The organism is Enterobacter sp. Li2LvB3 (assembly GCF_056156645.1).
Map to the genome: position 1 here is coordinate 1 of NZ_JBSICG010000021.1, position 23,900 is coordinate 23,900.

At 52.4% G+C, this 23,900-nt stretch carries 19 protein-coding genes and 7 tRNA genes; 21 read left to right on the forward strand and 5 right to left on the reverse strand.

The features are described from left to right. Positions 1-29 precede the first annotated feature (29 nt). The 4 genes from chiQ to nagE form a co-directional block, all read right to left on the reverse strand. Positions 30-359 (reverse strand): ChiQ/YbfN family lipoprotein, encoded by a 330-nt coding sequence (gene chiQ, locus ACS603_RS16880; protein ID WP_182063535.1) that lies wholly within the window; start codon positions 357-359, stop codon positions 30-32. A 47-nt stretch (positions 360-406) separates the two neighbouring features. Further along, a complete protein-coding gene (gene chiP / locus ACS603_RS16885; protein WP_014069350.1) occupies positions 407-1,804 on the reverse strand; it encodes a chitoporin ChiP in 1,398 nt (465 codons plus the stop codon). Between the two features lie 448 nt (positions 1,805-2,252). Beyond that, the gene (glnS, locus tag ACS603_RS16890; RefSeq protein ID WP_182060035.1) at positions 2,253-3,920 is read right to left on the reverse strand and encodes a glutamine--tRNA ligase; all 1,668 of its coding nucleotides are present in this window, start codon (positions 3,918-3,920) and stop codon (positions 2,253-2,255) included. Between the two features lie 171 nt (positions 3,921-4,091). Then, a complete protein-coding gene (nagE, locus tag ACS603_RS16895; protein WP_182060034.1) occupies positions 4,092-6,113 on the reverse strand; it encodes an N-acetylglucosamine-specific PTS transporter subunit IIBC in 2,022 nt (673 codons plus the stop codon). Between the two features lie 326 nt (positions 6,114-6,439). Between nagE and nagB the strand changes: the two genes are divergently transcribed. From nagB to ACS603_RS16955, 12 genes are all read left to right on the forward strand, one after another. Continuing rightward, the gene (gene nagB / locus ACS603_RS16900) at positions 6,440-7,240 is read left to right on the forward strand and encodes a glucosamine-6-phosphate deaminase (protein WP_014069347.1); all 801 of its coding nucleotides are present in this window, start codon (positions 6,440-6,442) and stop codon (positions 7,238-7,240) included. Between the two features lie 55 nt (positions 7,241-7,295). After that, positions 7,296-8,444 carry an N-acetylglucosamine-6-phosphate deacetylase gene (gene nagA, locus ACS603_RS16905; protein WP_182060033.1) on the forward strand — a complete coding sequence of 383 codons (1,149 nt, stop codon included), beginning with the start codon at positions 7,296-7,298 and terminating at the stop codon, positions 8,442-8,444. 8 nt (positions 8,445-8,452) lie between these two features. Then, positions 8,453-9,673, forward strand: a complete 1,221-nt coding sequence (gene nagC / locus ACS603_RS16910) for a DNA-binding transcriptional regulator NagC (RefSeq protein WP_182060032.1) — start codon at positions 8,453-8,455, stop codon at positions 9,671-9,673. Between the two features lie 45 nt (positions 9,674-9,718). Continuing rightward, entirely contained in the window at positions 9,719-10,471 is a 753-nt protein-coding gene (gene nagD, locus ACS603_RS16915) for a ribonucleotide monophosphatase NagD (protein ID WP_166717394.1), read from the forward strand. A 249-nt stretch (positions 10,472-10,720) separates the two neighbouring features. Beyond that, positions 10,721-12,385, forward strand: coding sequence for an asparagine synthase B (asnB, locus tag ACS603_RS16920; protein ID WP_182060031.1), 1,665 nt, complete (start codon positions 10,721-10,723; stop codon positions 12,383-12,385). Positions 12,386-12,611: 226 nt separating this feature from the next. Next, positions 12,612-12,688: transfer RNA gene (locus tag ACS603_RS16925), tRNA-Met, on the forward strand. 8 nt (positions 12,689-12,696) lie between these two features. Continuing rightward, positions 12,697-12,781 (forward strand) — tRNA-Leu (locus ACS603_RS16930). Positions 12,782-12,804: 23 nt separating this feature from the next. After that, positions 12,805-12,879: transfer RNA gene (locus ACS603_RS16935), tRNA-Gln, on the forward strand. Between the two features lie 32 nt (positions 12,880-12,911). Then, positions 12,912-12,986 (forward strand) — tRNA-Gln (locus tag ACS603_RS16940). A 16-nt stretch (positions 12,987-13,002) separates the two neighbouring features. Beyond that, positions 13,003-13,079 (forward strand) — tRNA-Met (locus ACS603_RS16945). A 44-nt stretch (positions 13,080-13,123) separates the two neighbouring features. Next, positions 13,124-13,198: transfer RNA gene (locus ACS603_RS16950), tRNA-Gln, on the forward strand. A gap of 36 nt (positions 13,199-13,234) precedes the next feature. Next, positions 13,235-13,309 (forward strand) — tRNA-Gln (locus tag ACS603_RS16955). 91 nt (positions 13,310-13,400) lie between these two features. Here ACS603_RS16955 and ubiF read toward each other — a convergent pair. After that, entirely contained in the window at positions 13,401-14,576 is a 1,176-nt protein-coding gene (gene ubiF / locus ACS603_RS16960; protein WP_474944615.1) for a 3-demethoxyubiquinol 3-hydroxylase, read from the reverse strand. 135 nt (positions 14,577-14,711) lie between these two features. Here ubiF and miaB point away from each other — a divergent pair, with 135 nt between their 5' ends. The 9 genes from miaB to ACS603_RS17005 all read left to right on the forward strand — a co-directional run bounded on the left by miaB (position 14,712) and on the right by ACS603_RS17005 (position 23,884). Further along, a complete protein-coding gene (gene miaB / locus ACS603_RS16965; RefSeq protein WP_182060029.1) occupies positions 14,712-16,136 on the forward strand; it encodes a tRNA (N6-isopentenyl adenosine(37)-C2)-methylthiotransferase MiaB in 1,425 nt (474 codons plus the stop codon). 154 nt (positions 16,137-16,290) lie between these two features. Continuing rightward, complete coding sequence (locus tag ACS603_RS16970) at positions 16,291-17,337, forward strand: PhoH family protein (RefSeq protein ID WP_217186159.1); 1,047 nt, start codon at positions 16,291-16,293, stop codon at positions 17,335-17,337. Further along, positions 17,334-17,801: an rRNA maturation RNase YbeY gene (ybeY, locus tag ACS603_RS16975; protein ID WP_003858677.1), complete on the forward strand. Its 468-nt coding sequence runs from the start codon at positions 17,334-17,336 to the stop codon at positions 17,799-17,801. The genes ACS603_RS16970 and ybeY overlap by 4 nt, the downstream gene beginning before the upstream one ends. A gap of 89 nt (positions 17,802-17,890) precedes the next feature. After that, positions 17,891-18,769, forward strand: a complete 879-nt coding sequence (gene corC / locus ACS603_RS16980) for a CNNM family magnesium/cobalt transport protein CorC (RefSeq protein ID WP_182060027.1) — start codon at positions 17,891-17,893, stop codon at positions 18,767-18,769. A 5-nt stretch (positions 18,770-18,774) separates the two neighbouring features. Beyond that, on the forward strand, positions 18,775-20,313 hold the full coding sequence (lnt, locus tag ACS603_RS16985) for an apolipoprotein N-acyltransferase (RefSeq protein WP_474944616.1): 1,539 nt from the start codon (positions 18,775-18,777) through the stop codon (positions 20,311-20,313). Between the two features lie 371 nt (positions 20,314-20,684). Continuing rightward, positions 20,685-21,590 (forward strand): amino acid ABC transporter substrate-binding protein, encoded by a 906-nt coding sequence (locus tag ACS603_RS16990; protein ID WP_182060025.1) that lies wholly within the window; start codon positions 20,685-20,687, stop codon positions 21,588-21,590. A 154-nt stretch (positions 21,591-21,744) separates the two neighbouring features. After that, positions 21,745-22,485 (forward strand): amino acid ABC transporter permease, encoded by a 741-nt coding sequence (locus tag ACS603_RS16995; RefSeq protein ID WP_182060024.1) that lies wholly within the window; start codon positions 21,745-21,747, stop codon positions 22,483-22,485. Further along, positions 22,485-23,159, forward strand: coding sequence for a glutamate/aspartate ABC transporter permease GltK (gene gltK, locus ACS603_RS17000; RefSeq protein WP_182060023.1), 675 nt, complete (start codon positions 22,485-22,487; stop codon positions 23,157-23,159). Before ACS603_RS16995 ends, gltK begins: the two co-directional genes overlap by 1 nt. Further along, positions 23,159-23,884, forward strand: a complete 726-nt coding sequence (locus tag ACS603_RS17005) for an amino acid ABC transporter ATP-binding protein (RefSeq protein WP_014069335.1) — start codon at positions 23,159-23,161, stop codon at positions 23,882-23,884. Before gltK ends, ACS603_RS17005 begins: the two co-directional genes overlap by 1 nt. Positions 23,885-23,900: the final 16 nt, after the last annotated feature.

The window sequence follows — 23,900 nt, forward strand, 5'->3', positions numbered from 1 at the left end:
GTAGCGCCACCGGGCATGATAACGGCGAGTTAATTACTGTTATTGCTACGAATCTCTTTCCAGATCTGATCGCAACGTTTTGCCACTTCCTGATCGTTTCCGGTTTTACGCGCCTGGATACAGGCCTGGTAATCCATCACGCGGACGTTTTCCTGAGTTGCGAACTGCTCATGCGCCTTCTCTTTCTTCAGCACATTAAGCACGCTCTGGCAGGCTTCAATTTTCTCTGGCGAGCCTTCAGCTGTATTAATACAGGCGCTGTAAGCCTCTTTCAGACGCGAGTCCTCTTTTGGTGCCTGAGTCTGCGCACAAGCCACCAGCCCCGATGCCAGCATCGCGACGATTATGATTTTTTTCATCATTTTCAGTCTCCATTCCGGCGGGACTTAACCCGCCGGTCTGTTCATCAGAAGATTGTGAACGGGGCAATCACCATGAATTTCACGTCACGTTCATCCTGGAAGATGTTGCCGTAACCGCCCGCGTAACTTGGGATATCGGAGTGGTTGTCGTATTGAGTGAAGTGCAGTTTGAACATCGTGCCTTTCGCGCGACCATCCTGAAGGGTGTAAATCGCATCCAGGCTGTAAGAGGACTCTTTCAGACGATAGTTCGGGTCGTAGTACGCGTCTGGTGTGGCCATATCGCCAGGTTTTGCATCCCATGCGTAAGCGTAGGAAGCCCCCACCGCCCAGCCCGGCAGATTCCAGTTTTTCAGGTCATACATGGCACCGAAGAAGACGGCTTTTTCGCCATCGGCGTTGAAGTCTGAACGGTTATCCCACCAGATATCCAGACGACCATTAGAGGACGCATAGGTTGGGGTCATACGTTGCAGGAAGTAACCCTGCTGGCCTTCAGCCTTCACCCATGTCCCTTCAAGACGTAAATCGACCTGGCCCACTTTGTAGCCGAAGGTTAAAGCCTGCAACCACGCCGTGCCGTCGTATATATCGTTTACCGTACCGCTGCTGGCTTTGTCGCGTGTACCGTAGAACTGATAGCTGGTGCTCAACGGGCTGCCAGCAATATCAAACTTGTAGCTTGCTTTGGCAAAATACTGGTCGATATAGCCTTCAGCCTGACCAAATGCGGCTTCAAGAACCAGGTCGTTTTTGAAATCGTACTTCGCGCCCAGCGAGTGAAGATAATCAACTTTGGTTTTTTTATCGTTCTGGTAAAACTTATCCATCTCAATATGCCACGGCGCTTTATACTCGTTGGTCCACATATACGAGAAGCTCAGTGCGCCCGCATCGCCGTAGTCAAAATTCGCGCCAGCTTCTGCCCCCTGATAAGTACCAGGCATAAAGCTCCAGTGTGGCGCTAACAGCGTTTGTCCGGTTGGCTGGATATAACCCGCACGTGCCCATACCGGGCCATATTTGAATTTCGCAGCGGCCTTATACAGGCTGACTCCGCTCTTATCTCCTGACCAGTCTTCTTTATACGCTTTGTTGCTGGAAGAGAATGCAATTTCGTTCGGGTGACCGCTGTCGCCATTTTCCGCCATTTCTATTGCAGTGAATGCCGCAATATCCAGGCCGAACATATCGGCGGCGTAACCCGACTGGAAATCCAGGTTGGCGTTCCAGGTGGAGTGAGAAAGGTTGGTTTTGTATTTGTCTTCGGTGACGTCTTTACGGTCACGTTCACGCTGCCAGTAATAGATACCGCCCGTGAGCGTAGAATCATCAATGAAACCTGCCGCTTTAGCTTCTGGAGCGACAACCAGGCCCGACATTGCTGTCACACCGGCAATAGCCAGCGCCAGCGCACTACGTTTGCCACTGAACGTACGCATAGATTATTCCTCTTTGACGAATTAAAACGCCTAAAACGGCGAAAAATATAAAAGACCAAATGGTCAGGGGTAGTTAGAAATACCCTCGAATTAACTACCGTCTTTAGGTTATTTTTCGCGACGCGAATTATCAATGCTTTTTAGCGGGCAAAAGTCAGGATTATGACGAAGTGCACATAATTGGTAGCGATTTGTAACACTTCGCGAGAAGCGAGGTTTTACGGGGGAAAGCGATTAAATTCAGAGGGTAATAACAGAGGTTTGCGTTTATTTTCACCTGTTCTGTCTTTCCGTAAATTCACAAACTTTTTTTGTGAAAAATAAGTAGCAGCTCATTGACCTGTATATTTCTCAATATCGCTTTTGCCATGCCGTTAATGGCATGATCATTAAATAAAAAAACGCCGCAATAAGCGGCGTTTGTTTCTCATTGACCATGCAAGCGTTATTATTCGCCGACTTTAGCCCAGGTATCACGCAGACCCACAGTACGGTTAAATACCAGTTTTTCTGCGGTGCTGTAACGGCTGTCCAGGCAGAAGTAACCTTCACGTTCAAACTGGTACGCTTTACTGATTTCAGCATCTTTCAGTGAAGGTTCAGCAAAGCCCTGCTTGATAACCAGAGATTCCTGGTTGATGGTTGCCAGGAAGTCATCCGCAGCACCTGGGTTAGGTACGCTGAACAGACGGTCGTACAGGCGGATTTCAACCGGCAGCGCGTGTGCTGCGCTCACCCAGTGGATAACGCCTTTCACTTTACGGCCATCAGCCGGATCTTTGCTCAGGGTCTCTGCATCATAGGTACAGAAGATAGTGGTGATATTGCCTTCTGCGTCTTTCTCTACGCGCTCAGCTTTGATCACGTAGGCGTTACGCAGGCGCACCTCTTTACCCAGTACCAGACGCTTGTACTGCTTGTTGGCTTCTTCGCGGAAGTCAGCACGGTCAATCCAGATATCCGCACTGAACGGCACGTCGCGGCTGCCCATTTCCGGTTTGCTCGGATGGTTAGGCATAGACACCAGCTCGCTTTCACCCTGCGGGTAGTTTTCGATAACCAGTTTAACCGGATCGATAACCGCCATCGCACGTGGTGCGTTTTCGTTCAGATCTTCACGGATGCAGGACTCCAGAGAGGCGATCTCAATGGTGTTATCCTGCTTGGTGACGCCGATACGTTTGCAGAACTCGCGGATTGACGCAGAGGTGTAACCACGACGACGCAGGCCAGAGATGGTCGGCATCCGTGGGTCATCCCAGCCTTCAACGTGCTTGTCGGTGACCAGCAGGTTCAGCTTGCGCTTGGACATCACGGTGTATTCCAGATTCAGACGAGAGAACTCGTACTGACGCGGATGCACAGGAATGGTGATGTTATCCAGCACCCAGTCGTACAGACGACGGTTGTCCTGGAATTCCAGCGTACACAGTGAGTGAGTGATCCCTTCCAGCGCATCGCTGATGCAGTGGGTGAAGTCGTACATCGGGTAGATGCACCACTTGTTGCCCGTCTGGTGGTGTTCAGCGAACTTAATGCGGTATAGCACCGGGTCGCGCATCACGATGAACGGTGACGCCATATCGATTTTGGCGCGCAGACAGGCTTTGCCTTCTTCGAAACCACCAGCACGCATTTTTTCAAACAGCGCCAGGTTCTCTTCTACGCTGCGGTCGCGGTATGGGCTGTTTTTACCCGGAGCGGTCAGCGAGCCGCGGTATTCACGGATTTCGTCGGCAGAAAGCTCGTCGACATACGCCAGACCTTTGTTGATAAGCTCTACTGCGTAAGCAAACAGCTGATCGAAATAGTCAGAGGAGTAGCAGATATCACCAGACCAGTTGAAGCCCAGCCATTGCACGTCGTTCTTGATGGACTCAACGTATTCGATGTCTTCTTTTACTGGGTTGGTGTCATCGAAACGCAGGTTGCACTGCCCTTTATAGTCTTGCGCAATGCCAAAGTTCAGGCAGATAGATTTCGCATGACCAATATGCAGGTAGCCGTTCGGCTCCGGCGGAAAACGGGTATGAATTGTGGTGTGCTTACCACTGGCCAGATCTTCATCAATGATCTGACGGATAAAGTTACTCGGGCGGGCTTCAGCCTCACTCATCGTAGGTTCCTCAAAGCGTAAACAACGTATAACGGCATATGATCTTATAAGCAGGGCGCAGTGACAACCCTTTAAAACGTCCAGGACGTAAATAATGGGGGCAAATGCTGCAAAAAAAAGCGGCGGAGGATAACCCCCGCCGCTTAAGGCACAGACTCTGCTCAGGAGCGATTACTTGCCTTTAATCTCATACAGTGGTGTCTGACCTGCAACCACCTGACCTTTCGCCTGAAGCACCAGGCCGCTGAAGTCGTCGATGTTGCTGCAAACCACCGGGCTTATCATCGAGCGCGCGTTGGCGTTCAGGAAGTCCAGATCCATTTCCAGAATCGGCTGGCCTGCGACCACTTCTGCACCCTCTTCCACCAGGCGGGTAAAGCCTTTACCGTTCAGCGCAACGGTATCGATGCCCATGTGGACGACGATTTCCGCGCCTTTTTCAGTTTCAAGGCAGAACGCGTGGTTGGTGTTGAAGATTTTCACAATCGTACCGGCTGCCGGAGATACCACGGTTTTTTCCGTTGGTTTCACCGCCACACCGTCGCCGACAGCTTTGCTGGCGAAGGCTTCGTCAGGAACCTGCTCAATGGCAACCACTTCACCGGTCACTGGGGAAACCAGTGCAGCAATGGTGGTTGCATTTGGTACAGCCTGAGGTTTTGCCGCTGCTGGCGCCGCTGCAGCTGGAGCAGAAGTTGCTGCTGCCGCTACCGGCCCGGTGGTTTTCATGGCGTTAGCAATTTTTTCTGCTACGAAGCCAACGATAATCTGCACGCTGGTTTTGTTCAGGCGGATAACACCGGACGCGCCCAGGCGTTTTGCCAGCGCTTCGTTCACCAGGGAAGAGTCTTTTACGTTCAGACGCAGACGGGTGATACAGGCATCAATGCCGGTCAGGTTGTCAGAACCGCCGACAGCGGCAATGTACTGACGCGCCAGACCTGATACGTCCTGATCCTGAGCACCGCTCACATTCACATCCTGACCATCCGCTTCGCTGCCGGCCACGGCCAGTTCACGACCCGGAGTCATCAGGTTGAATTTGGTGATAGTGAAACGGAACACCACGTAGTAGATAGCGAAGAACACCAGACCTTGTGGGATCAGCATCCACCAGTGGGTTGCCAGCGGGTTACGGGAAGAAAGCACCATATCCACCAGACCCGCACTGAAGCCAAAGCCCGCAATCCAGTGCATGCTTGCCGCGATAAACACAGAGATACCGGTCAGCACAGCGTGGATCACATACAGTACTGGTGCCACGAACATGAAGGAGAATTCGAGCGGCTCGGTGATACCAGTGAAGAAGGCTGCGAACGCACCCGCCATCATGATACCCAGCACTTTCGCTTTGTTCTCTGGACGCGCGCAGTGGTAGATAGCCAGCGCTGCACCCGGCAGGCCGAACATCATGATTGGGAAGAAGCCCGCCTGGTAACGACCGGTGATACCCACAACCGCTTTACCTGCTTCGATGGACTGTGCGCCACCCAGGAAGTTAGGGATATCGTTAATACCCGCAACGTCAAACCAGAATACGGAGTTCAGCGCGTGGTGCAGACCAACCGGGATCAACAGACGGTTGAAGAACGCATACACGCCCGCACCGACAGAACCCAGTTTCTGAATGTGCTCACCGAAGTTCACCAGACCATCAAAGATAACCGGCCAGATGTACATCATGATGAATGCCACAACAATCATCAGGAAGGAGGTCAGGATCGGCACCAGACGGCGACCGCTGAAGAAGGACAGCGCTTTTGGCAGCTCAACGCCACTGAAGCGGTTGTACAGTTCAGCAGAGATGATACCGACGAGGATACCCACGAACTGGTTTTCAATTTTCCCGAATGCGGCAGGAACCTGATCCAGAGGGATTTTCTGAATCATGGACACTGCTGCTGGGGAGCAGAGGGTGGTTAACACCAGGAAACCGACAAAGCCGGTCAGCGCAGCTGCACCGTCTTTATCTTTGGACATACCATAAGCCACACCAATCGCGAATAGGACTGACATGTGTTCGATAATGGCGGCGCCCGATTTGATAAACAGTGCCGCCAGAGCGTTATCACCGCCCCAACTTATCGGGTCAATCCAGTAACCGATACCCATTAATATCGCTGCTGCAGGCAGCGTGGCGACCGGCACCATCAGTGCGCGACCAACCTTTTGTAAATAACCTAGAATACTCACTTTCTTCCCCCTATGAGACCCCGTTTAAGGCACGTTCTCAGCTGTGTTTTTATTGTGTCATTAACCTATACATATGGTTGATGATTCACTGGCATTCTGAGTGTGTGAAAAATTAATTCGTATCGCAAATTAAATACGTACTTTTTGTGATTTTTGTCACCAAATATCGTTATTAACCCTCCCTTTCACTGGCTAACAGCGAAAACTTATTTTATCATTCAAAAAATCAAGACGGATTGATCCGGCCTGAAAGGTTCCAGGTTACGCTTAGTTCAGGCTCCAGTAATCATCCGCCCACTTTTTTACTTTAACTCTAGAGGTGAACAATGAGACTGATTCCCCTGGCAACAGCTGAACAAGTCGGTAAATGGGCCGCTCGTCATATCGTTAACCGCATTAATGCGTTCAAACCAACCGCCGATCGTCCTTTCGTTCTTGGTCTTCCGACTGGCGGCACGCCGCTGACTGCGTACAAAGCATTAGTTGAAATGCACAAAGCGGGCCAGGTTAGCTTCAAACATGTTGTCACCTTCAACATGGATGAATATGTTGGCCTGCCAAAGGAACATCCTGAGAGCTATCACAGCTTCATGCACCGCAACTTCTTTGATCACGTTGATATCCCTGCTGAAAATATTAACCTGCTGAATGGAAACGCGCCTGATATTGATGCGGAATGCCGTCAGTACGAAGAAAAAATCCGCGCATACGGTAAAATCCACCTGTTCATGGGTGGCGTAGGTAACGATGGGCATATCGCGTTCAACGAACCCGCATCTTCCCTGGCTTCCCGTACGCGTATTAAAACGCTGACCCATGACACTCGCGTGGCAAACTCACGCTTCTTTGACGGCGATGTTAACCAGGTTCCAAAGTACGCCCTGACCGTTGGCGTGGGCACCCTGCTGGATGCCGAAGAAGTGATGATTCTGGTGCTGGGCGGCGTGAAAGCGCAGGCGCTCCAGGCGGCCGTTGAAGGCAACGTTAACCACATGTGGACAATCAGTTGCCTCCAACTGCATCCGAAATCAGTTATTGTGTGTGACGAACCATCCACCATGGAACTGAAAGTGAAGACGCTGAAATACTTCAACGAGTTAGAAGCTGAGAACATCAAAGGTCTGTAATTGAATAACCGCCTCTTTGCGAAGAGGCGGTCGCATTTTTAAACCGGGGGTCGTTATGTACGCTTTAACCCACGGTCGGATTTATACCGGCCATGAAATTCTGGATGACCACGCGATTGTTATCGCGAATGGCCTGATTGAACGTATCTGTCCGTTGGCTGAACTGCCGCCGGAGATTGAACAACGCTCACTCAATGGAGCAATTATCTCCCCCGGTTTTATCGATGTTCAGCTTAACGGCTGCGGCGGTGTGCAGTTTAACGACACAGCAGAAGCGGTGACCGTTGAAACGCTGGAAATCATGCAAAAAGCCAATGAGAAATCGGGCTGCACCAGCTATCTGCCAACGCTTATCACCAGCAGCGATGAACTGATGAAAAAAGGTATCCGCGTGATGCGCGAGTACCTGGCAAAATATCCTAATCAGGCACTGGGTCTGCACCTTGAAGGGCCGTGGCTGAATATGGTCAAGAAAGGCACGCATAACCCGGATTATGTGCGCAAACCGGATGCCGAGCTGGTCGATTACATGTGCGCCAACGCCGATGTGATCACCAAAGTGACGCTGGCACCTGAAATGACCGGGCCAGAGGTTATCAGCAAACTGGCTGCGGCCGGGATTGTGGTGTCTGCCGGCCACTCTAATGCCACAGTGAAAGAAGCTAAAATCGGCTTCCGTGCAGGCATTACCTTTGCGACCCATCTTTATAACGCCATGCCATACATTACCGGCCGTGAACCGGGTCTGGTCGGCGCGATTCTGGACGAGCCAGACGTTTACTGCGGTATTATTGCCGATGGGTTACACGTCGATTACACCAACATCCGTAATGCCAAGCGTCTGAAAGGCGATAAGCTGTGTCTGGTAACGGATGCAACTGCACCGGCAGGGGCAAATATTGACCAGTTCATTTTTGCTGGTAAAACAATATACTACCGCAATGGACTGTGTGTGGACGAAAACGGCACGCTGAGTGGCTCTGCGCTGACAATGATCGAAGGGGTGCGTAACCTGGTTGAACATTGCGGTATCGCGCTTGATGAAGTGCTACGCATGGCAACACTTTATCCGGCTCGCGCAATGGGCGTGGATAAACAACTCGGTGGGATTGCGCCAGGTATGATTGCAAACCTGACAGCGTTCACACACGAATATAAAATTATTAAGACCATCGTTAATGGTAACGAGGTCGTCACTGAGTAAGTAAAAGTATGACACCAGGCGGACAAGCTCAAATCGGTAATGTCGATCTCGTTAAACAACTTAACAGCGCGGCAGTTTATCGCCTGATTGACCAGCACGGGCCAATCTCACGTATTCAGATAGCCGAACAAAGCCAGCTTGCTCCTGCCAGTGTGACAAAAATTACACGTCAGCTTATTGAGCGCGGCCTGATAAAAGAAGTCGATCAGCAGGCCTCCACCGGGGGCCGCCGCGCTATCTCCATTGTTACCGAAACCCGCAATTTCCAGGCTATTGGCGTCCGCCTTGGCCGTCATGACACCACGCTTACGCTCTACGATCTGAGCAGTAAAGCCATTGCCGAAGAACATTATCCGCTGCCGGAACGCACCCAGGAAACGCTGGAGCATGCGCTGCTTAATACCATCGCGCAATTTATTGAAACCTGTCAGCGCAAGATCCGCGAGCTGATTGCTATTTCGGTAATCCTGCCGGGTCTGGTCGATCCCGAAAGTGGTGTGATTCGCTATATGCCACATATTCAGGTAGAGAACTGGGGGCTGGTCAAGGCGCTGGAAAAACGCTTTAAAGTGACCTGCTTCGTCGGCCATGACATTCGTTCTCTGGCGCTGGCAGAGCACTATTTTGGTGCGAGTCAGGACTGCGAAGACTCTATTCTGGTGCGTGTTCACCGTGGTACGGGCGCAGGTATCATCTCTAATGGTCGCATTTTTATTGGCCGCAACGGTAACGTTGGCGAGATTGGCCACATTCAGGTTGAGCCGCTTGGCGAGCGCTGCCACTGCGGTAATTTCGGCTGCCTTGAAACTATCGCCGCCAATGCCGCGATAGAACATCGGGTCCGTCACTTACTTGAACAGGGCTACCAAAGCCGTGTGACCCTCGACGACTGCAAAATTGGCGCAATTTGCAAAGCCGCCAACAAAGGCGACGCGCTGGCCTGCGAAGTTATCGAACAGGTTGGTCGCCACCTGGGTAAAACCATTGCCATTGCCATCAACCTGTTTAACCCGCAAAAAGTGGTGATCGCGGGCGAAATCGTCGAAGCAGAAAAAGTGTTATTACCGGCTATTGAAGGCTGTATTAACACCCAGGCGCTGAAAGCGTTCCGCCAGAACCTGCCGGTGGTGCGCTCAACGCTGGATCACCGCTCAGCGATTGGTGCTTTCGCGCTGGTAAAACGCGCCATGCTTAACGGGATCCTGCTGCAACATTTGCTGGAATCCTGATCGGATCTTATAGTAACGCCTTCTTTTTTTGATGTCGGATTGTCCATGACCATTAAGAATGTAATTTGTGATATCGACGGCGTGCTGATGCACGACAACGTTGCCGTGCCGGGTGCTGCGGAGTTTTTACACCGCATCATCGACAAAGGAATGCCACTGGTTCTTCTCACGAACTACCCTTCCCAGACAGGTCAGGATTTGGCAAACCGTTTTGCTACAGCGGGTGTCGACGTACCGGACACTGTGTTTTATACCTCGGCAATGGCAACGGCTGATTTTCTGAAACGTCAGGAAGGGAAAAAAGCCTACGTGGTGGGCGAAGGCGCGCTGATCCACGAGTTGTATAAAGCGGGCTTTACCATCACTGATGTGAACCCGGACTTCGTGATTGTGGGTGAAACGCGCTCCTTTAACTGGGAGATGATGCATAAAGCAGCGTACTTTGTCGCCAACGGTGCGCGCTTTATCGCAACCAACCCGGATACCCACGGCCGTGGTTTTTATCCGGCCTGCGGGGCGCTGTGTGCCGGTATCGAAAAAATCTCTGGCCGGAAACCGTTTGTTGTCGGTAAACCGAGCCCGTGGATCATCCGCGCTGCACTGAACAAAATGCAGGCGCATTCCGAGCAGACCGTGATTGTGGGTGATAACCTGCGTACCGACATTCTGGCCGGTTTCCAGGCAGGTCTTGAGACGATCCTCGTACTATCCGGTGTATCCACACTCGACGATATCGACTCCATGCCGTTCCGGCCGAGCTGGATTTACCCCTCTGTCGATGAAATTGATGTCATCTGACTCAAAACCACGCCTCAGGGCGTGGTTTTTCATTTTTGGCCCTGATAAACACAGCACCATCTAACAAAAATCATCATTCATTGCATAATCATCAATAAAAGCGTTCAGGACATACTCTTTTTTCAACATTCGTCAATCGCCATTGCACTATTTCCGTTTTACCCCGTAAAACCCTTGCGCGCCATCCCCCTTTGCGGCATTTTCATAAGCAAGCAACATTACAAAGCAACAGGGTTAACGGAGAAGGTTATGTGTTCAATTTTTGGCGTGCTGGATATTAAAACTGACGCGGGCGAACTGCGTAAAAAGGCTCTTGAACTGTCCCGCCTGATGCGCCATCGCGGCCCGGACTGGTCAGGCGTTTACGCCAGCGACAAAGCGATTCTGGCGCACGAACGTCTGTCTATTGTTGACGTCAACGCGGGCGCACAGCCGCTGTATAACGAGAAAAAAACGCACGCGCTGGCTGTGAACGGTGAAATCTATAACCATCAGGCGCTGCGCGCCGAATACGGCGACCGCTACGCTTTCCAGACCGGTTCTGACTGCGAAGTTATCCTCGCGCTGTATCAGGAGAAAGGGCCAGAGTTTCTGGACGACCTGCAAGGTATGTTCGCCTTCGTGCTGTATGACAGCGAAAAAGACGCTTACCTGATTGGCCGCGATCACATAGGGATTATCCCGCTGTATATGGGCCACGATGAACACGGTAACTTCTACGTGGCTTCTGAAATGAAAGCCCTGGTGCCGGTTTGCCGCACCATTAAAGAGTTCCCGGCGGGTAGCTACCTGTGGAGTAAAGACGGCGAGATCCGCCAGTACTACCAGCGCGACTGGTTCGACTATGATGCAGTGAAAGACAACGTGACCGACAAAGCCGAGCTGCGTCAGGCGCTGGAAGACTCCGTTAAAAGTCACCTGATGTCAGACGTGCCTTACGGCGTGCTGCTTTCCGGTGGTCTGGATTCCTCTGTGATTTCCGCCATCACCAAGAAATTTGCCGCACGTCGTGTGGAAGATCAGGAGCGTTCAGAAGCCTGGTGGCCACAGCTGCACTCCTTTGCCGTTGGCCTGGAAGGCGCACCTGACCTGAAAGCCGCGCAGGAAGTGGCAAACCACCTCGGGACTGTGCACCACGAAATTCATTTCACCGTGCAGGAAGGCCTGGATGCGATCCGCGATGTTATCTATCACATCGAAACCTATGATGTGACCACCATCCGCGCCTCTACGCCGATGTACCTGATGTCCCGTAAGATCAAAGCGATGGGCATTAAGATGGTGCTGTCTGGCGAAGGTTCTGATGAAGTATTCGGTGGCTACCTGTACTTCCATAAAGCGCCGAATGCCAAAGAGTTGCATGAAGAGACGGTCCGCAAACTTCAGGCGCTGCATATGTTTGACTGTGCGCGTGCCAACAAAGCGATGTCGGCCTGGGGTGTGGAAGCTCGCGTGCCGTTCCTCGATAAGAAATTCCTCGACGTGGCCATGCGTATTAATCCGCAGGATAAAATGTGCGGCAACGGCAAAATGGAAAAACATATCCTTCGTGAATGTTTTGAGTCCTACCTGCCGGCAAGCGTTGCGTGGCGTCAGAAAGAGCAGTTCTCTGATGGCGTAGGCTACAGCTGGATCGACACCCTGAAAGAGGTGGCGGCAAAACAGGTTTCCGATCAACAACTGGAAACCGCCAGCTTCCGCTTCCCGTACAACACGCCGGGCTCCAAAGAAGCCTATCTGTACCGTGAAATCTTTGAAGAACTGTTCCCGGTACCAAGTGCTGCGGAATGTGTGCCTGGTGGCCCGTCAGTTGCCTGTTCTTCCGCTAAAGCGATTGAATGGGACGAATCGTTTAAATCCATGAACGACCCGTCAGGGCGTGCTGTAGGTGTTCACCAGTCGGCATATAAATGATCATCTGAATGACTAACAGGCCCTCCGGGGCCTGTTTTTTTTGCACTGTATTTTGCTGGACAAAAATGATTAATAACCAATAATTGCCGAATATTCGGCCACGCTGTTCGCAACCTAACCAAACAGTCACATTCCGGCTATTTTCGATGAAAAAGGTGTTGACGCTGCAAGGGTCTATACGCATAATGCGCCCCGCAACGCCGATAAGGTAACGCGAAAAAAAGATGGCTACGTAGCTCAGTTGGTTAGAGCACATCACTCATAATGATGGGGTCACAGGTTCGAATCCCGTCGTAGCCACCATCTTTTTTGCGGGAGTGGCGAAATTGGTAGACGCACCAGATTTAGGTTCTGGCGCCGCAAGGTGTGCGAGTTCAAGTCTCGCCTCCCGCACCATTCCCAAGTAAGCGTTGCACGGATGGGGTATCGCCAAGCGGTAAGGCACCGGTTTTTGATACCGGCATTCCCTGGTTCGAATCCAGGTACCCCAGCCATATTTCTTCGATTTTGCGGTTCTCCGCGGTATTGGGGTATCGCCAAGCGGTAAGGCACCGGTTTTTGATACCGGCATTCCCTGGTTCGAATCCAGGTACCCCAGCCATCGAAGAATGCAGTTTGGCTACGTAGCTCAGTTGGTTAGAGCACATCACTCATAATGATGGGGTCACAGGTTCGAATCCCGTCGTAGCCACCAAATTAGTACATTATCGATTATATCGGTAAGCTAGAAAAAATTGTTGGGGTATCGCCAAGCGGTAAGGCTCTGGTTTCTGATACCAGCATTCCGAGGTTCGAATCCTCGTACCCCAGCCAATTTTAAAAGTCGTTAAGCAGATTGTTTAACGCAATTGGGGTGTCGCCAAGCGGTAAGGCTCTGGTTTCTGATACCAGCATTCCGGGGTTCGAATCCCTGCACCCCAGCCACTTAGTAACAAAAAAGCCCGCTCTGCGGGCTTTTTTGTTTTTGTTGTATCGTCCGGCCTGATGCCCTCTCCCTGCAGGAGAGGGAAAAGTCTTAGAGGCCTAACGCATACTTCAGCGCCTGACGCTTCAGACCACCGGCACGCTCTGCCGCCATCAGCCCAATATTACGCAAAATTCGCACCGGCCCTAAGTCGTTACTAAACCCGGCGTAAAACAGATCCATCCCCGATTGCATAACGAAGTTATCCGCCATACGACGCGTCTGATAACGTTTAAGTACCTGCTGGCTCGCCCAGGGTTCAGCGTGCGCACGTGCGCTGGTTAATACATCCAGCAACGCTTCAACGTCACGATACCCCAGATTCACACCCTGCCCTGCCAGTGGGTGAATGGTATGCGCCGCGTCCCCGACCAGCGCCAGCCCTTCCTGAGCGTATTGCAATGCGTGTCGGCGGGTCAGCGGAAATGCTCCTGCAGCAACCGGCGTCACATGCCCCAGACGGCCCGGGAAGTGGCGCATAACTTCATGTTGCAGTTGCGCCATCGAAAGCCCCTGCAACTGGCGAATACGCGCCGGTTTGTCGTACCACACCAGGGATGCCCAGTTGTCAAAAAGCGGCAAAAAGGCATGTGGGCCGGTCGGCGTGAAATGTTGCCAGGTGCTCTCACCCGGGTCATTTTCACACTGCACGGTGATTAACATACAGGATTGCTGATACTGCCAGGCATGAACGCCGATCCCCGCCATTTGTCTGACCTGCGAGTTCGCGCCATCAGCCCCCACCACCAACTTCACGGCGAGTTCATCATCATTATCCAGCGTCAGGCGATATCCGCCTTCATGACGATGCAGCGCCTTGAGCGACGAAGGGACACGCAACGTCACCTTCTGGTGTGCCTCCAGTGCCTGCCATAGCGCCTGTTGCAGGACGTTGTTTTCCACCATATAACCCAGCCGCGGTAATTTCAGCTCGGCGGCATCAAACACCACATGGGCATTTTCCCACTCCCATGTCTCGAGTCGACTGTAGGGATGCGCCCGCATCGCAAGCACGGCATCCCATACGCCTAACCCACGGAGAAGATCGACAGAAGCGGCACTGATCGCAGAAATACGGACATCGGGTTTTGCTGTCGCATCAAATGCCACAGGCGCGGCCTGTTCAATGACCGTTACCTCAAATCCCTGCTGCGCCAGTCCCAGCGCCAGTGCGCCGCCGACCATACCGCCGCCGACAACGGCAATTTCGGTTTGTTGGAGTGTCATGGTCAATTTTCCTTATTGCAGAATCCCTTAAGTTTACCGGATTTTTAGGGGCAGGAGGTTGACAACCTTCATACTGGTCACAACCGCACCAAAGCATTACAATACGCGGCTTGCAATCCTGAGCTGAGCAAGTCGATGACTAAAAAACTCCATATAAAAACCTGGGGCTGTCAGATGAACGAATACGATTCATCCAAGATGGCCGATCTGCTGGATACAACCCACGGATACCAGCTGACTGAAAATCCGAAAGAAGCCGATGTGTTGCTGCTGAACACCTGTTCAATTCGTGAAAAAGCGCAGGAGAAAGTCTTTCATGTGTTAGGTCGCTGGAAACTTCTCAAACGAAAAAATCCGGACCTGATCATCGGTGTTGGCGGCTGCGTTGCGTCGCAGGAAGGGAAACTGATCCGCCAGAGAGCCCCCTATGTGGATATCGTCTTTGGCCCTCAGACCCTGCACCGCCTGCCTGAGATGATCAATAAGGTTCGCGGCAATCGTAGCCCGGTTGTTGACGTAAGCTTCCCGGAAATCGAAAAATTCGACCGTCTGCCGGAGCCACGCGCTGATGGCCCGACCGCGTTCGTCTCTATCATGGAAGGCTGCAACAAATACTGTACTTACTGCGTGGTGCCTTACACCCGCGGTGAAGAAGTCAGTCGCCCGGCAGATGACGTGCTGTTTGAAGTTGCGCAGCTTGCCGCACAGGGCGTACGCGAAGTGAACCTGCTGGGCCAGAACGTTAACGCCTGGCGTGGCGAGAACTATGACGGCAGCACCGGTAGCTTTGCTGAGCTACTGCGTCTGGTGGCTGCCATTGACGGTATCGACCGCATTCGCTTCACCACCAGCCACCCGATGGAATTTACCGATGACATCATCGATGTTTATCGCGACACGCCGGAACTGGTGAGCTTCCTGCACCTGCCTATTCAGTGTGGTTCTGACCGCGTGCTGAATCTGATGGGACGCCCACATACGGTCCTGGAATACAAATCCACCATCCGCAAGCTGCTTGACGCACGCCCGGATATCCAGATTAGCTCAGATTTTATCGTCGGCTTCCCTGGCGAAACCACCGATGACTTTGAGCGCACCATGAAGCTGATCGGTGACGTGAATTTCGATGTCAGCTACAGCTTTATCTTCTCTGCACGTCCTGGCACCCCGGCAGCCGATATGGTTGACGATGTACCGGAAGAAGAGAAAAAACAGCGTCTGTATATTCTCCAGGAGCGCATCAACCAGCAGGCCAACGCCTGGAGCCGTCGGATGCTCGGCACTGTCCAGCGCATTCTGGTTGAAGGCACGTCCCGCAAAAGCATTATGGAACTCTCTGGTCGTACCGAAAACAACCGCGTGGTGAACTTCGAAGGCACCCCGGATATGATCGGGAAATTCGTGGACGTCGAGATTGTCGAAGTGCTGACCAACTCGCTGCGCGCGAAGCTTGTGCGTACAGAGGATGAAATGGGCCTGCGCATTGCTGAATCTCCGGAATCCGTTATCTCCCGTACCCGTAAAGAAAACGATTCTGGCGTGGGTATCTATCAGCCTTAATTCGTTCAGGCCTGCCTTTCTGGCAGGCCTTGTATTTCCTCTCTTCGCACCCAATATCGATTGCAATGCTTGCGCCTTTATTCTGTGGCGTGAATACTTTCGGTAATGACAGTTTTATGATGCCAGACCTACAAAACACTCAAAGAGGAACGGTTTGAATATAGACACGCGTGAAATTAGCCTTGAGCCTGCAGACAACGCTCGCCTGCTGAGCCTGTGCGGGCCGTTTGATGACAACATCAAACAACTGGAGCGACGTCTGGGTATCGAAATCAATCGTCGCGATAACCATTTCAAACTCACCGGACGCACTATTTGCGTCAATGCGGCTGCGGACATTCTGCGCAGTCTGTATGTCGATACCGCCCCGATGCGCGGCCAGACTCAGGATATCGAGCCAGAACAGATCCACCTCGCCATTAAAGAGGCACGTGTGCTTGAGCAGAGCGCTGAAAGCGTGCCTGACTATGGCAAGGCGATTAACATCAAGACCAAGCGTGGCGTGATTAAACCGCGTACGCCAAACCAGGCGCAGTACATCGCGAATATCCTCGACCATGACATCACCTTCGGCGTGGGTCCGGCCGGTACAGGGAAAACCTATCTGGCGGTCGCCGCGGCAGTGGATGCGCTGGAGCGTCAGGATATCCGTCGTATTCTGCTGACCCGTCCGGCAGTTGAAGCGGGCGAGAAACTGGGCTTTCTGCCAGGTGACCTGAGCCAGAAAGTCGACCCGTACCTGCGCCCGCTGTACGACGCACTGTTCGAAATGCTGGGCTTTGAGAAAGTTGAAAAACTGATCGAGCGTAACGTTATCGAAGTGGCTCCCCTCGCTTACATGCGTGGCCGTACCCTCAATGATGCCTTCATCATTCTGGATGAGAGCCAGAACACTACCATCGAACAGATGAAGATGTTCCTGACGCGTATCGGCTTTAATTCAAAAGCCGTTATCACCGGCGACGTGACCCAGATTGACCTGCCGCGCAGCACCAAATCCGGCCTGCGTCACGCCATCGAAGTGCTGGCCGAAGTGGACGAAATCAGTTTCAACTTCTTCCACAGCGAAGACGTGGTACGTCACCCGGTGGTGGCGCGCATCGTCAACGCCTATGAAGCGTGGGAAGAAGCAGAGCAGAAGCGAAAGGCCGAACTGGCCGCAGAACGTAAGCGCGAAGCGCAGGAGCAAGAACAAAAATGAGTCAGGTGATCCTCGATTTACAGCTGGCCTGTGAAGATAATTCTGGAATGCCGGAAGAGGCGCAATTTCAGAAATGGCTGGATGCGGTCATCCCCCAGTTTCAGGAAGAATCAGAAGTCACGATTCGTTTGGTGGATGAAGCGGAAAGCCATGAGCTTAATCTGACCTACCGCGGTAAAGATAAGCCTACCAACGTGCTCTCTTTCCCGTTTGAAGCCCCGCCGGGTATCGAGATGCCGCTACTGGGTGATTTGATCATCTGCCGTCAGGTGGTAGAGCAGGAAGCCAAAGAGCAGCAAAAACCGCTTGAGGCCCACTGGGCACATATGGTCGTACACGGCAGCCTGCATTTGCTGGGCTACGATCATATTGAAGATGACGAAGCGGAAGAGATGGAGTCCCTCGAGACAGAGATAATGCTTGCTCTGGGCTATGAGGATCCGTACATTGCCGAGAAAGAATAGTCAGTCAACAGACCGGCTAACATGCCGCCGCGTAAGGATATCGCGCGGCGGTAAACGTTGAACTTACAAGAGAACCCTTAACAAACGCCATGAGCGACGACAATTCACACAGTAGCGACACGACAACCAGTAAAAAGGGATTTTTCTCCCTCATTCTGAACCAGCTTTTCCACGGCGAACCGAAAAACCGTGATGAGTTGCTGGAGCTGATTCGTGATTCCGGGCAAAACGACCTTATCGACGAAGATACGCGCGAAATGCTCGAAGGGGTCATGGACATCGCCGACCAGCGCGTCCGCGACATCATGATCCCCCGCTCGCAGATGATCACCCTGAAACGCAACCAAACGCTCGACGAGTGCCTCGATGTCATTATCGAGTCTGCCCACTCGCGTTTCCCGGTTATCAGCGAAGATAAAGATCACATCGAAGGGATTTTGATGGCGAAAGATCTGCTGCCGTTTATGCGCAGCGATGCCGAAGCCTTCAGTATGGAAAAAGTGTTACGTCAGGCCGTGGTTGTGCCGGAAAGCAAGCGTGTGGATCGGATGCTGAAAGAATTCCGCTCTCTACGCTACCACATGGCGATTGTTATTGATGAATTCGGCGGCGTGTCAGGTCTGGTCACGATCGAAGATATTCTTGAGCTGATCGTGGGCGAAATCGAAGACGAGTACGACGAAGAAGAAGATATCGACTTCCGTCAGCTCAGCCGCCACACCTGGACCGTGCGCGCGCTGGCTTCGATTGAAGACTTCAACGATGCCTTCGGTACGCACTTCAGCGATGAAGAGGTCGATACCATTGGCGGTCTGGTGATGCAGGCCTTTGGGCACCTTCCGGCACGCGGAGAAACCGTTGACATCGACGGTTACCAATTCAAAGTCGCGATGGCCGACAGCCGACGTATTATTCAGGTTCATGTCAGAACGCCGGATGATTCACCGGTACCAAAACTGGAAGATTAATCTAAATGGCATTTGCCCCATTACTTGAACGCCAGCGTGTCCGTTTGCTGCTGGCGTTGTTACTCGGAGCCAGCGGTACGCTGGCTTTTTCTCCTTACGATATCTGGCCTGCCGCCATTATTTCCCTGATGGGGCTACAGGGGTTAACCCTGAACCGCCGTCCTGTGCAGGCCGCAGCCATTGGCTACTTCTGGGGTCTGGGGCTGTTTGGCTCTGGCATTAACTGGGTCTATGTCAGCATCGCGCAGTTTGGCGGGATGCCGGGCCCGGTTAACGTCTTCCTGGTTGTGCTGCTTGCCGCCTATCTCTCACTCTACACCGGTCTGTTCGCAGGTATCCTTTCTCGCCTGTGGCCAAAAACGACCTGGCTTCGCGTCGCTATCGCAGCACCGGTTGTCTGGCAGATCACAGAGTTCCTGCGCGGGTGGGTATTAACCGGCTTCCCGTGGTTGCAGTTCGGATACAGCCAGATTGATGGTCCGTTAAAAGGGCTGGCCCCGGTAATGGGCGTAGAGGCGATTAACTTCCTGTTGATGGTGGTCAGTGGCCTGCTGGTGCTTGCGCTTATCACGCGCAGCTGGAAACCGCTGGTTACGGCACTGGTCCTGTTCGCCCTGCCCTTCCCGCTGCGTTACATCCAGTGGTTTACCCTGGAGCCCGCACGGGCAACGCAGGTATCGATGGTGCAAGGCGATATCCCGCAGGCAATGAAGTGGGACGAAAAGCAGCTTATCAACACGCTGAAAATCTATGCCGGCGCGACCGAGCAGGTGATGGGAAAATCACAGCTGATTATCTGGCCGGAATCCGCCATTCCTGACCTGGAAATCAACCAGCAGCCGTTCCTGAACATGATGAATGACCTGCTTCGCGCACGCGGCAGCACGCTGATTACCGGGATTGTCGATGCGCGTCTGAATCCGCAGAACCGTTATGACACGTACAACACAATAATCACGCTCGGCAAAGACAGCGAATACAGCTATAACTCCACCGATCGGTATAACAAGAATCACCTGGTCCCCTTCGGCGAATTTGTTCCACTGGAATCGATTCTGCGTCCACTGGCACCGTTCTTTGATTTGCCGATGTCCTCTTTTAGCCGTGGTCCATACGTTCAACCTCAGCTGCACGCGCACGGTTTTGCGTTGACGGCAGCCATTTGCTACGAAATTATCCTCGGTGAGCAGGTGCGCGATAACTTCCGCCCGGACACCGACTATCTGCTGACCATCTCTAACGATGCGTGGTTTGGGAAATCGATTGGCCCGTGGCAACACTTCCAGATGGCGCGTATGCGCTCCCTGGAGCTGGCGCGTCCGCTGCTGCGTAGCACCAATAACGGCATTACCGCAGTGATTGGCCCGCAAGGTGAAATTCAGGCCATGATCCCGCAGTTCACCCGTGAAGTGCTGACCACGAAAGTTACGCCGACCACCGGACTGACGCCATACGCCCGTACCGGCAACTGGCCGCTGTGGATCCTGACCGCGCTGTTTGGTTTTGGTGCCGTGTTGATGAGCCTTCGTCAGCGTCGCAGATAATCCCCCCCTCCTCTGCCGGGTGGCGCTGACGCTTACCCGGCCTGTTTTCCCATGTTCAACAATTCCTCCAGACTCCCACTTTGGCACGTCTATTGCTTTGTATATTAACGCAAACGCAATTTGGCTTAACGTACAACCTGGTCGCACCAGCGTAGATCGCCGGTAGCACCGAAACGGTGCAACGGGAGATTTTTGCCTCTGAATGGTGCGGCGCGCTTCGCAAAAATAAACAATAACGCAGCAAAATCTTTACATTAAGCCAAACTAAATGTTAACAAGCTTGCATAACACTGCACTCGCATAGCGCGAGATATAACAACATCACAATGGGTATCAATGCGTCACTGGCGCTGATAAAAAAGGAGTTGGGTATGCAATTACGTAAACTGGCCACAGCAATGCTGGTTATGGGGATGTCCGCAAGCGTTGTACACGCTGAAGACGCTCCGGCTGCCGGGAGCACTCTCGACAAGATTGCCAAAAACGGCGTGATCGTGGTCGGCCACCGTGAATCTTCTGTCCCGTTCTCTTACTACGACAACACGCAAAAAGTCGTGGGCTATTCACAGGATTACTCCAACGCCATCGTTGAAGCCGTGAAGAAAAAGCTGAACAAGCCTGATCTACAGGTGAAGTTGATTCCTATCACCTCGCAGAACCGTATTCCTCTGCTGCAAAATGGCACCTTCGATTTTGAGTGCGGCTCAACCACTAACAACCTTGAGCGCCAGAAACAGGCTGCGTTCTCTGACACCATCTTCGTGGTAGGTACCCGCCTGCTGACCAAGAAAGGCGGCGAGATTAAAGATTTTGCTGACCTGAAAGGCAAAGCGGTTGTGGTGACATCCGGTACCACTTCTGAAGTTCTGCTGCACAAGCTGAATGACGAGAAGAAAATGGATATGCGTATCATCAGTGCGAAAGACCACGGCGACTCTTTCCGTACGCTGGAAAGCGGCCGTGCTGTGGCATTCATGATGGATGACGCACTGCTGGCAGGTGAGCGTGCTAAAGCGAAGAAACCAGACAACTGGGAAATCGTAGGCACCGCGCAATCCAAAGAAGCTTACGGCTGTATGCTGCGTAAAGACGACGCTGAGTTCAAAAAACTGATCGATGACACCATCGCTCAGACGCAGACTTCCGGCGAAGCGGAAAAATGGTTCGACAAGTGGTTCAAGAATCCAATTCCACCAAAAAATCTTAACATGAACTTTGAACTGTCTGACGACATGAAAGCGCTGTTCAAATCACCAAACGACAAGGCTCTTAACTAATTAGAACAACAGGGGCAGGACCTCCTGCCCTCTCGATTGTCGGGAAGCACGGACAGACTATACGTTGAGTGGTCGTTCCCCACTCAGCGCGAAAATTAGCTTCTCACCAATCTTCGAGGGTAGCGCTGCTACCCTTTTTTTTCTGGAGTTTATTATGTCAATCGACTGGAACTGGGGCATTTTTCTGCAACAAGCCCCGTTCGGCAACACCACCTATCTTGGCTGGTTATGGAGCGGCTTTCAGGTCACTGTGGCTTTATCCATAACGGCATGGATAATCGCGTTTCTTGTCGGCTCGTTGTTCGGTATTTTGCGTACCGTCCCTAACCGCTTTCTTTCAACTCTCGGCACCCTGTATGTGGAACTGTTCCGTAACGTTCCTCTGATAGTGCAATTCTTTACCTGGTATCTGGTTGTTCCTGAACTGCTACCTGAAAATATTGGCATGTGGTTTAAGTCAGAACTGGATCCGAACATTCAGTTCTTTGTCTCCTCCATGCTGTGTCTGGGGCTGTTTACCGCTGCCCGCGTGTGCGAGCAGGTACGTGCTGCCATTCAGTCCCTGCCGCGCGGACAAAAGAATGCCGGTCTGGCGATGGGCCTGACGCTGCCACAAACATATCGTTATGTGCTGCTGCCTAACGCTTACCGCGTGATCGTTCCTCCGATGACCTCAGAGATGATGAACCTGGTGAAAAACTCGGCCATCGCCTCCACTATCGGTCTGGTGGATATGGCGGCGCAGGCGGGCAAACTGCTGGATTACTCCGCCCATGCGTGGGAATCCTTCACCGCGATAACGCTCGCCTATGTTCTGATTAACACTGTCATCATGCTGGTGATGAACCTGGTTGAACGCAAAATTCGCCTGCCGGGCAATCTGGGGGGCAAATAATGTACGAATTTGACTGGAGTTCCATTGTTCCATCCATGCCGTATCTGCTTGATGGCCTGGTGATTACGTTAAAGATCACAGTGATTGCCATCATCATCGGTATCGTCTGGGGCACCCTGCTTGCGGTGATGCGCCTGTCGAGCTTTAAACCGTTCGCCTGGTTTGCCACCGCCTACGTTAACGTCTTCCGCTCAATTCCACTGGTGATGGTGCTGTTGTGGTTTTATCTGATTGTTCCAGGCTTCTTGCAGAACGTACTGGGGCTGTCACCGAAAACCGACATCCGCCTGATCTCAGCGATGGTGGCATTCTCTATGTTTGAGGCCGCTTATTACTCAGAGATTATCCGTGCGGGTATTCAGAGTATTTCGCGTGGGCAATCCAGTGCCGCACTGGCGCTGGGGATGACTCACTGGCAGTCGATGCAGCTCATCATTCTGCCGCAGGCGTTTCGCGCCATGGTTCCACTCCTGCTGACTCAGGGCATCGTGCTGTTCCAGGATACCTCTCTGGTATACGTACTAAGCCTGGCAGACTTCTTCCGTACCGCTTCCACCATCGGTGAGCGTGATGGTACGCAGGTCGAGATGGTCCTCTTCGCAGGTGGGGTCTATTTTGTGATTAGTTTAAGCGCGTCGCTGTTGGTCAGCTGGCTGAAGAAAAGGACTGTATAATGATTTCCCTGAAAAATGTTTCTAAATGGTATGGGCACTTTCAGGTGCTGACCGACTGCTCCACCGAAGTGAAAAAAGGCGATGTGGTGGTGGTGTGCGGGCCGTCCGGTTCCGGCAAATCCACGCTGATTAAAACCGTCAATGGCCTGGAGCCGGTGCAGCAAGGCGAGATCCTCGTTAACGGCACCAAAGTGAATGACAAGAAAACCAACCTTGCCCAGCTGCGCTCCCACGTCGGGATGGTATTCCAGCATTTTGAGTTGTTCCCGCATCTCTCCATTATCGAAAACCTGACCCTGGCGCAGGTAAAAGTGCTTAAGCGCGATAAAAAACTCGCACGCGAAAAAGGGCTGAAGTTGCTGGAACGTGTGGGGCTTTCCGCTCACGCCGATAAATTCCCGGCGCAGCTCTCCGGCGGCCAGCAGCAGCGTGTAGCGATCGCCCGTGCGCTGTGTATGGATCCGGTAGCCATGCTCTTTGACGAACCCACCTCTGCACTCGATCCTGAAATGATCAACGAAGTGCTGGATGTCATGGTTGAACTGGCGCACGAAGGGATGACCATGATGGTGGTAACGCACGAAATGGGCTTCGCCCGTAAAGTGGCCAACCGCGTGATCTTTATGGATGAAGGCAAGATCGTTGAAGACTCGCCAAAAGAAGAGTTCTTCGCGAACCCGAAATCTGAGCGCGCAAAAGACTTTCTCGCCAAAATTCTGCATTAATCTTCTCAGTGCGCAA

Coding starts and splice junctions, on each gene's coding strand:
- glnS (WP_182060035.1), bottom strand. CDS start 3,920: ATGAGTGAGGCTGAAGCCCGCCCGAGTAACTTTATCCGTCAGATCATT.
- gltK (WP_182060023.1), top strand. CDS start 22,485: ATGTACGAATTTGACTGGAGTTCCATTGTTCCATCCATGCCGTATCTG.
- nagC (WP_182060032.1), top strand. CDS start 8,453: ATGACACCAGGCGGACAAGCTCAAATCGGTAATGTCGATCTCGTTAAA.
- nagB (WP_014069347.1), top strand. CDS start 6,440: ATGAGACTGATTCCCCTGGCAACAGCTGAACAAGTCGGTAAATGGGCC.
- ACS603_RS17005 (WP_014069335.1), top strand. CDS start 23,159: ATGATTTCCCTGAAAAATGTTTCTAAATGGTATGGGCACTTTCAGGTG.
- ubiF (WP_474944615.1), bottom strand. CDS start 14,576: ATGACACTCCAACAAACCGAAATTGCCGTTGTCGGCGGCGGTATGGTC.
- lnt (WP_474944616.1), top strand. CDS start 18,775: ATGGCATTTGCCCCATTACTTGAACGCCAGCGTGTCCGTTTGCTGCTG.
- ACS603_RS16990 (WP_182060025.1), top strand. CDS start 20,685: ATGCAATTACGTAAACTGGCCACAGCAATGCTGGTTATGGGGATGTCC.
- nagA (WP_182060033.1), top strand. CDS start 7,296: ATGTACGCTTTAACCCACGGTCGGATTTATACCGGCCATGAAATTCTG.
- ybeY (WP_003858677.1), top strand. CDS start 17,334: ATGAGTCAGGTGATCCTCGATTTACAGCTGGCCTGTGAAGATAATTCT.
- chiP (WP_014069350.1), bottom strand. CDS start 1,804: ATGCGTACGTTCAGTGGCAAACGTAGTGCGCTGGCGCTGGCTATTGCC.
- nagD (WP_166717394.1), top strand. CDS start 9,719: ATGACCATTAAGAATGTAATTTGTGATATCGACGGCGTGCTGATGCAC.
- chiQ (WP_182063535.1), bottom strand. CDS start 359: ATGAAAAAAATCATAATCGTCGCGATGCTGGCATCGGGGCTGGTGGCT.
- corC (WP_182060027.1), top strand. CDS start 17,891: ATGAGCGACGACAATTCACACAGTAGCGACACGACAACCAGTAAAAAG.
- miaB (WP_182060029.1), top strand. CDS start 14,712: ATGACTAAAAAACTCCATATAAAAACCTGGGGCTGTCAGATGAACGAA.
- ACS603_RS16995 (WP_182060024.1), top strand. CDS start 21,745: ATGTCAATCGACTGGAACTGGGGCATTTTTCTGCAACAAGCCCCGTTC.
- asnB (WP_182060031.1), top strand. CDS start 10,721: ATGTGTTCAATTTTTGGCGTGCTGGATATTAAAACTGACGCGGGCGAA.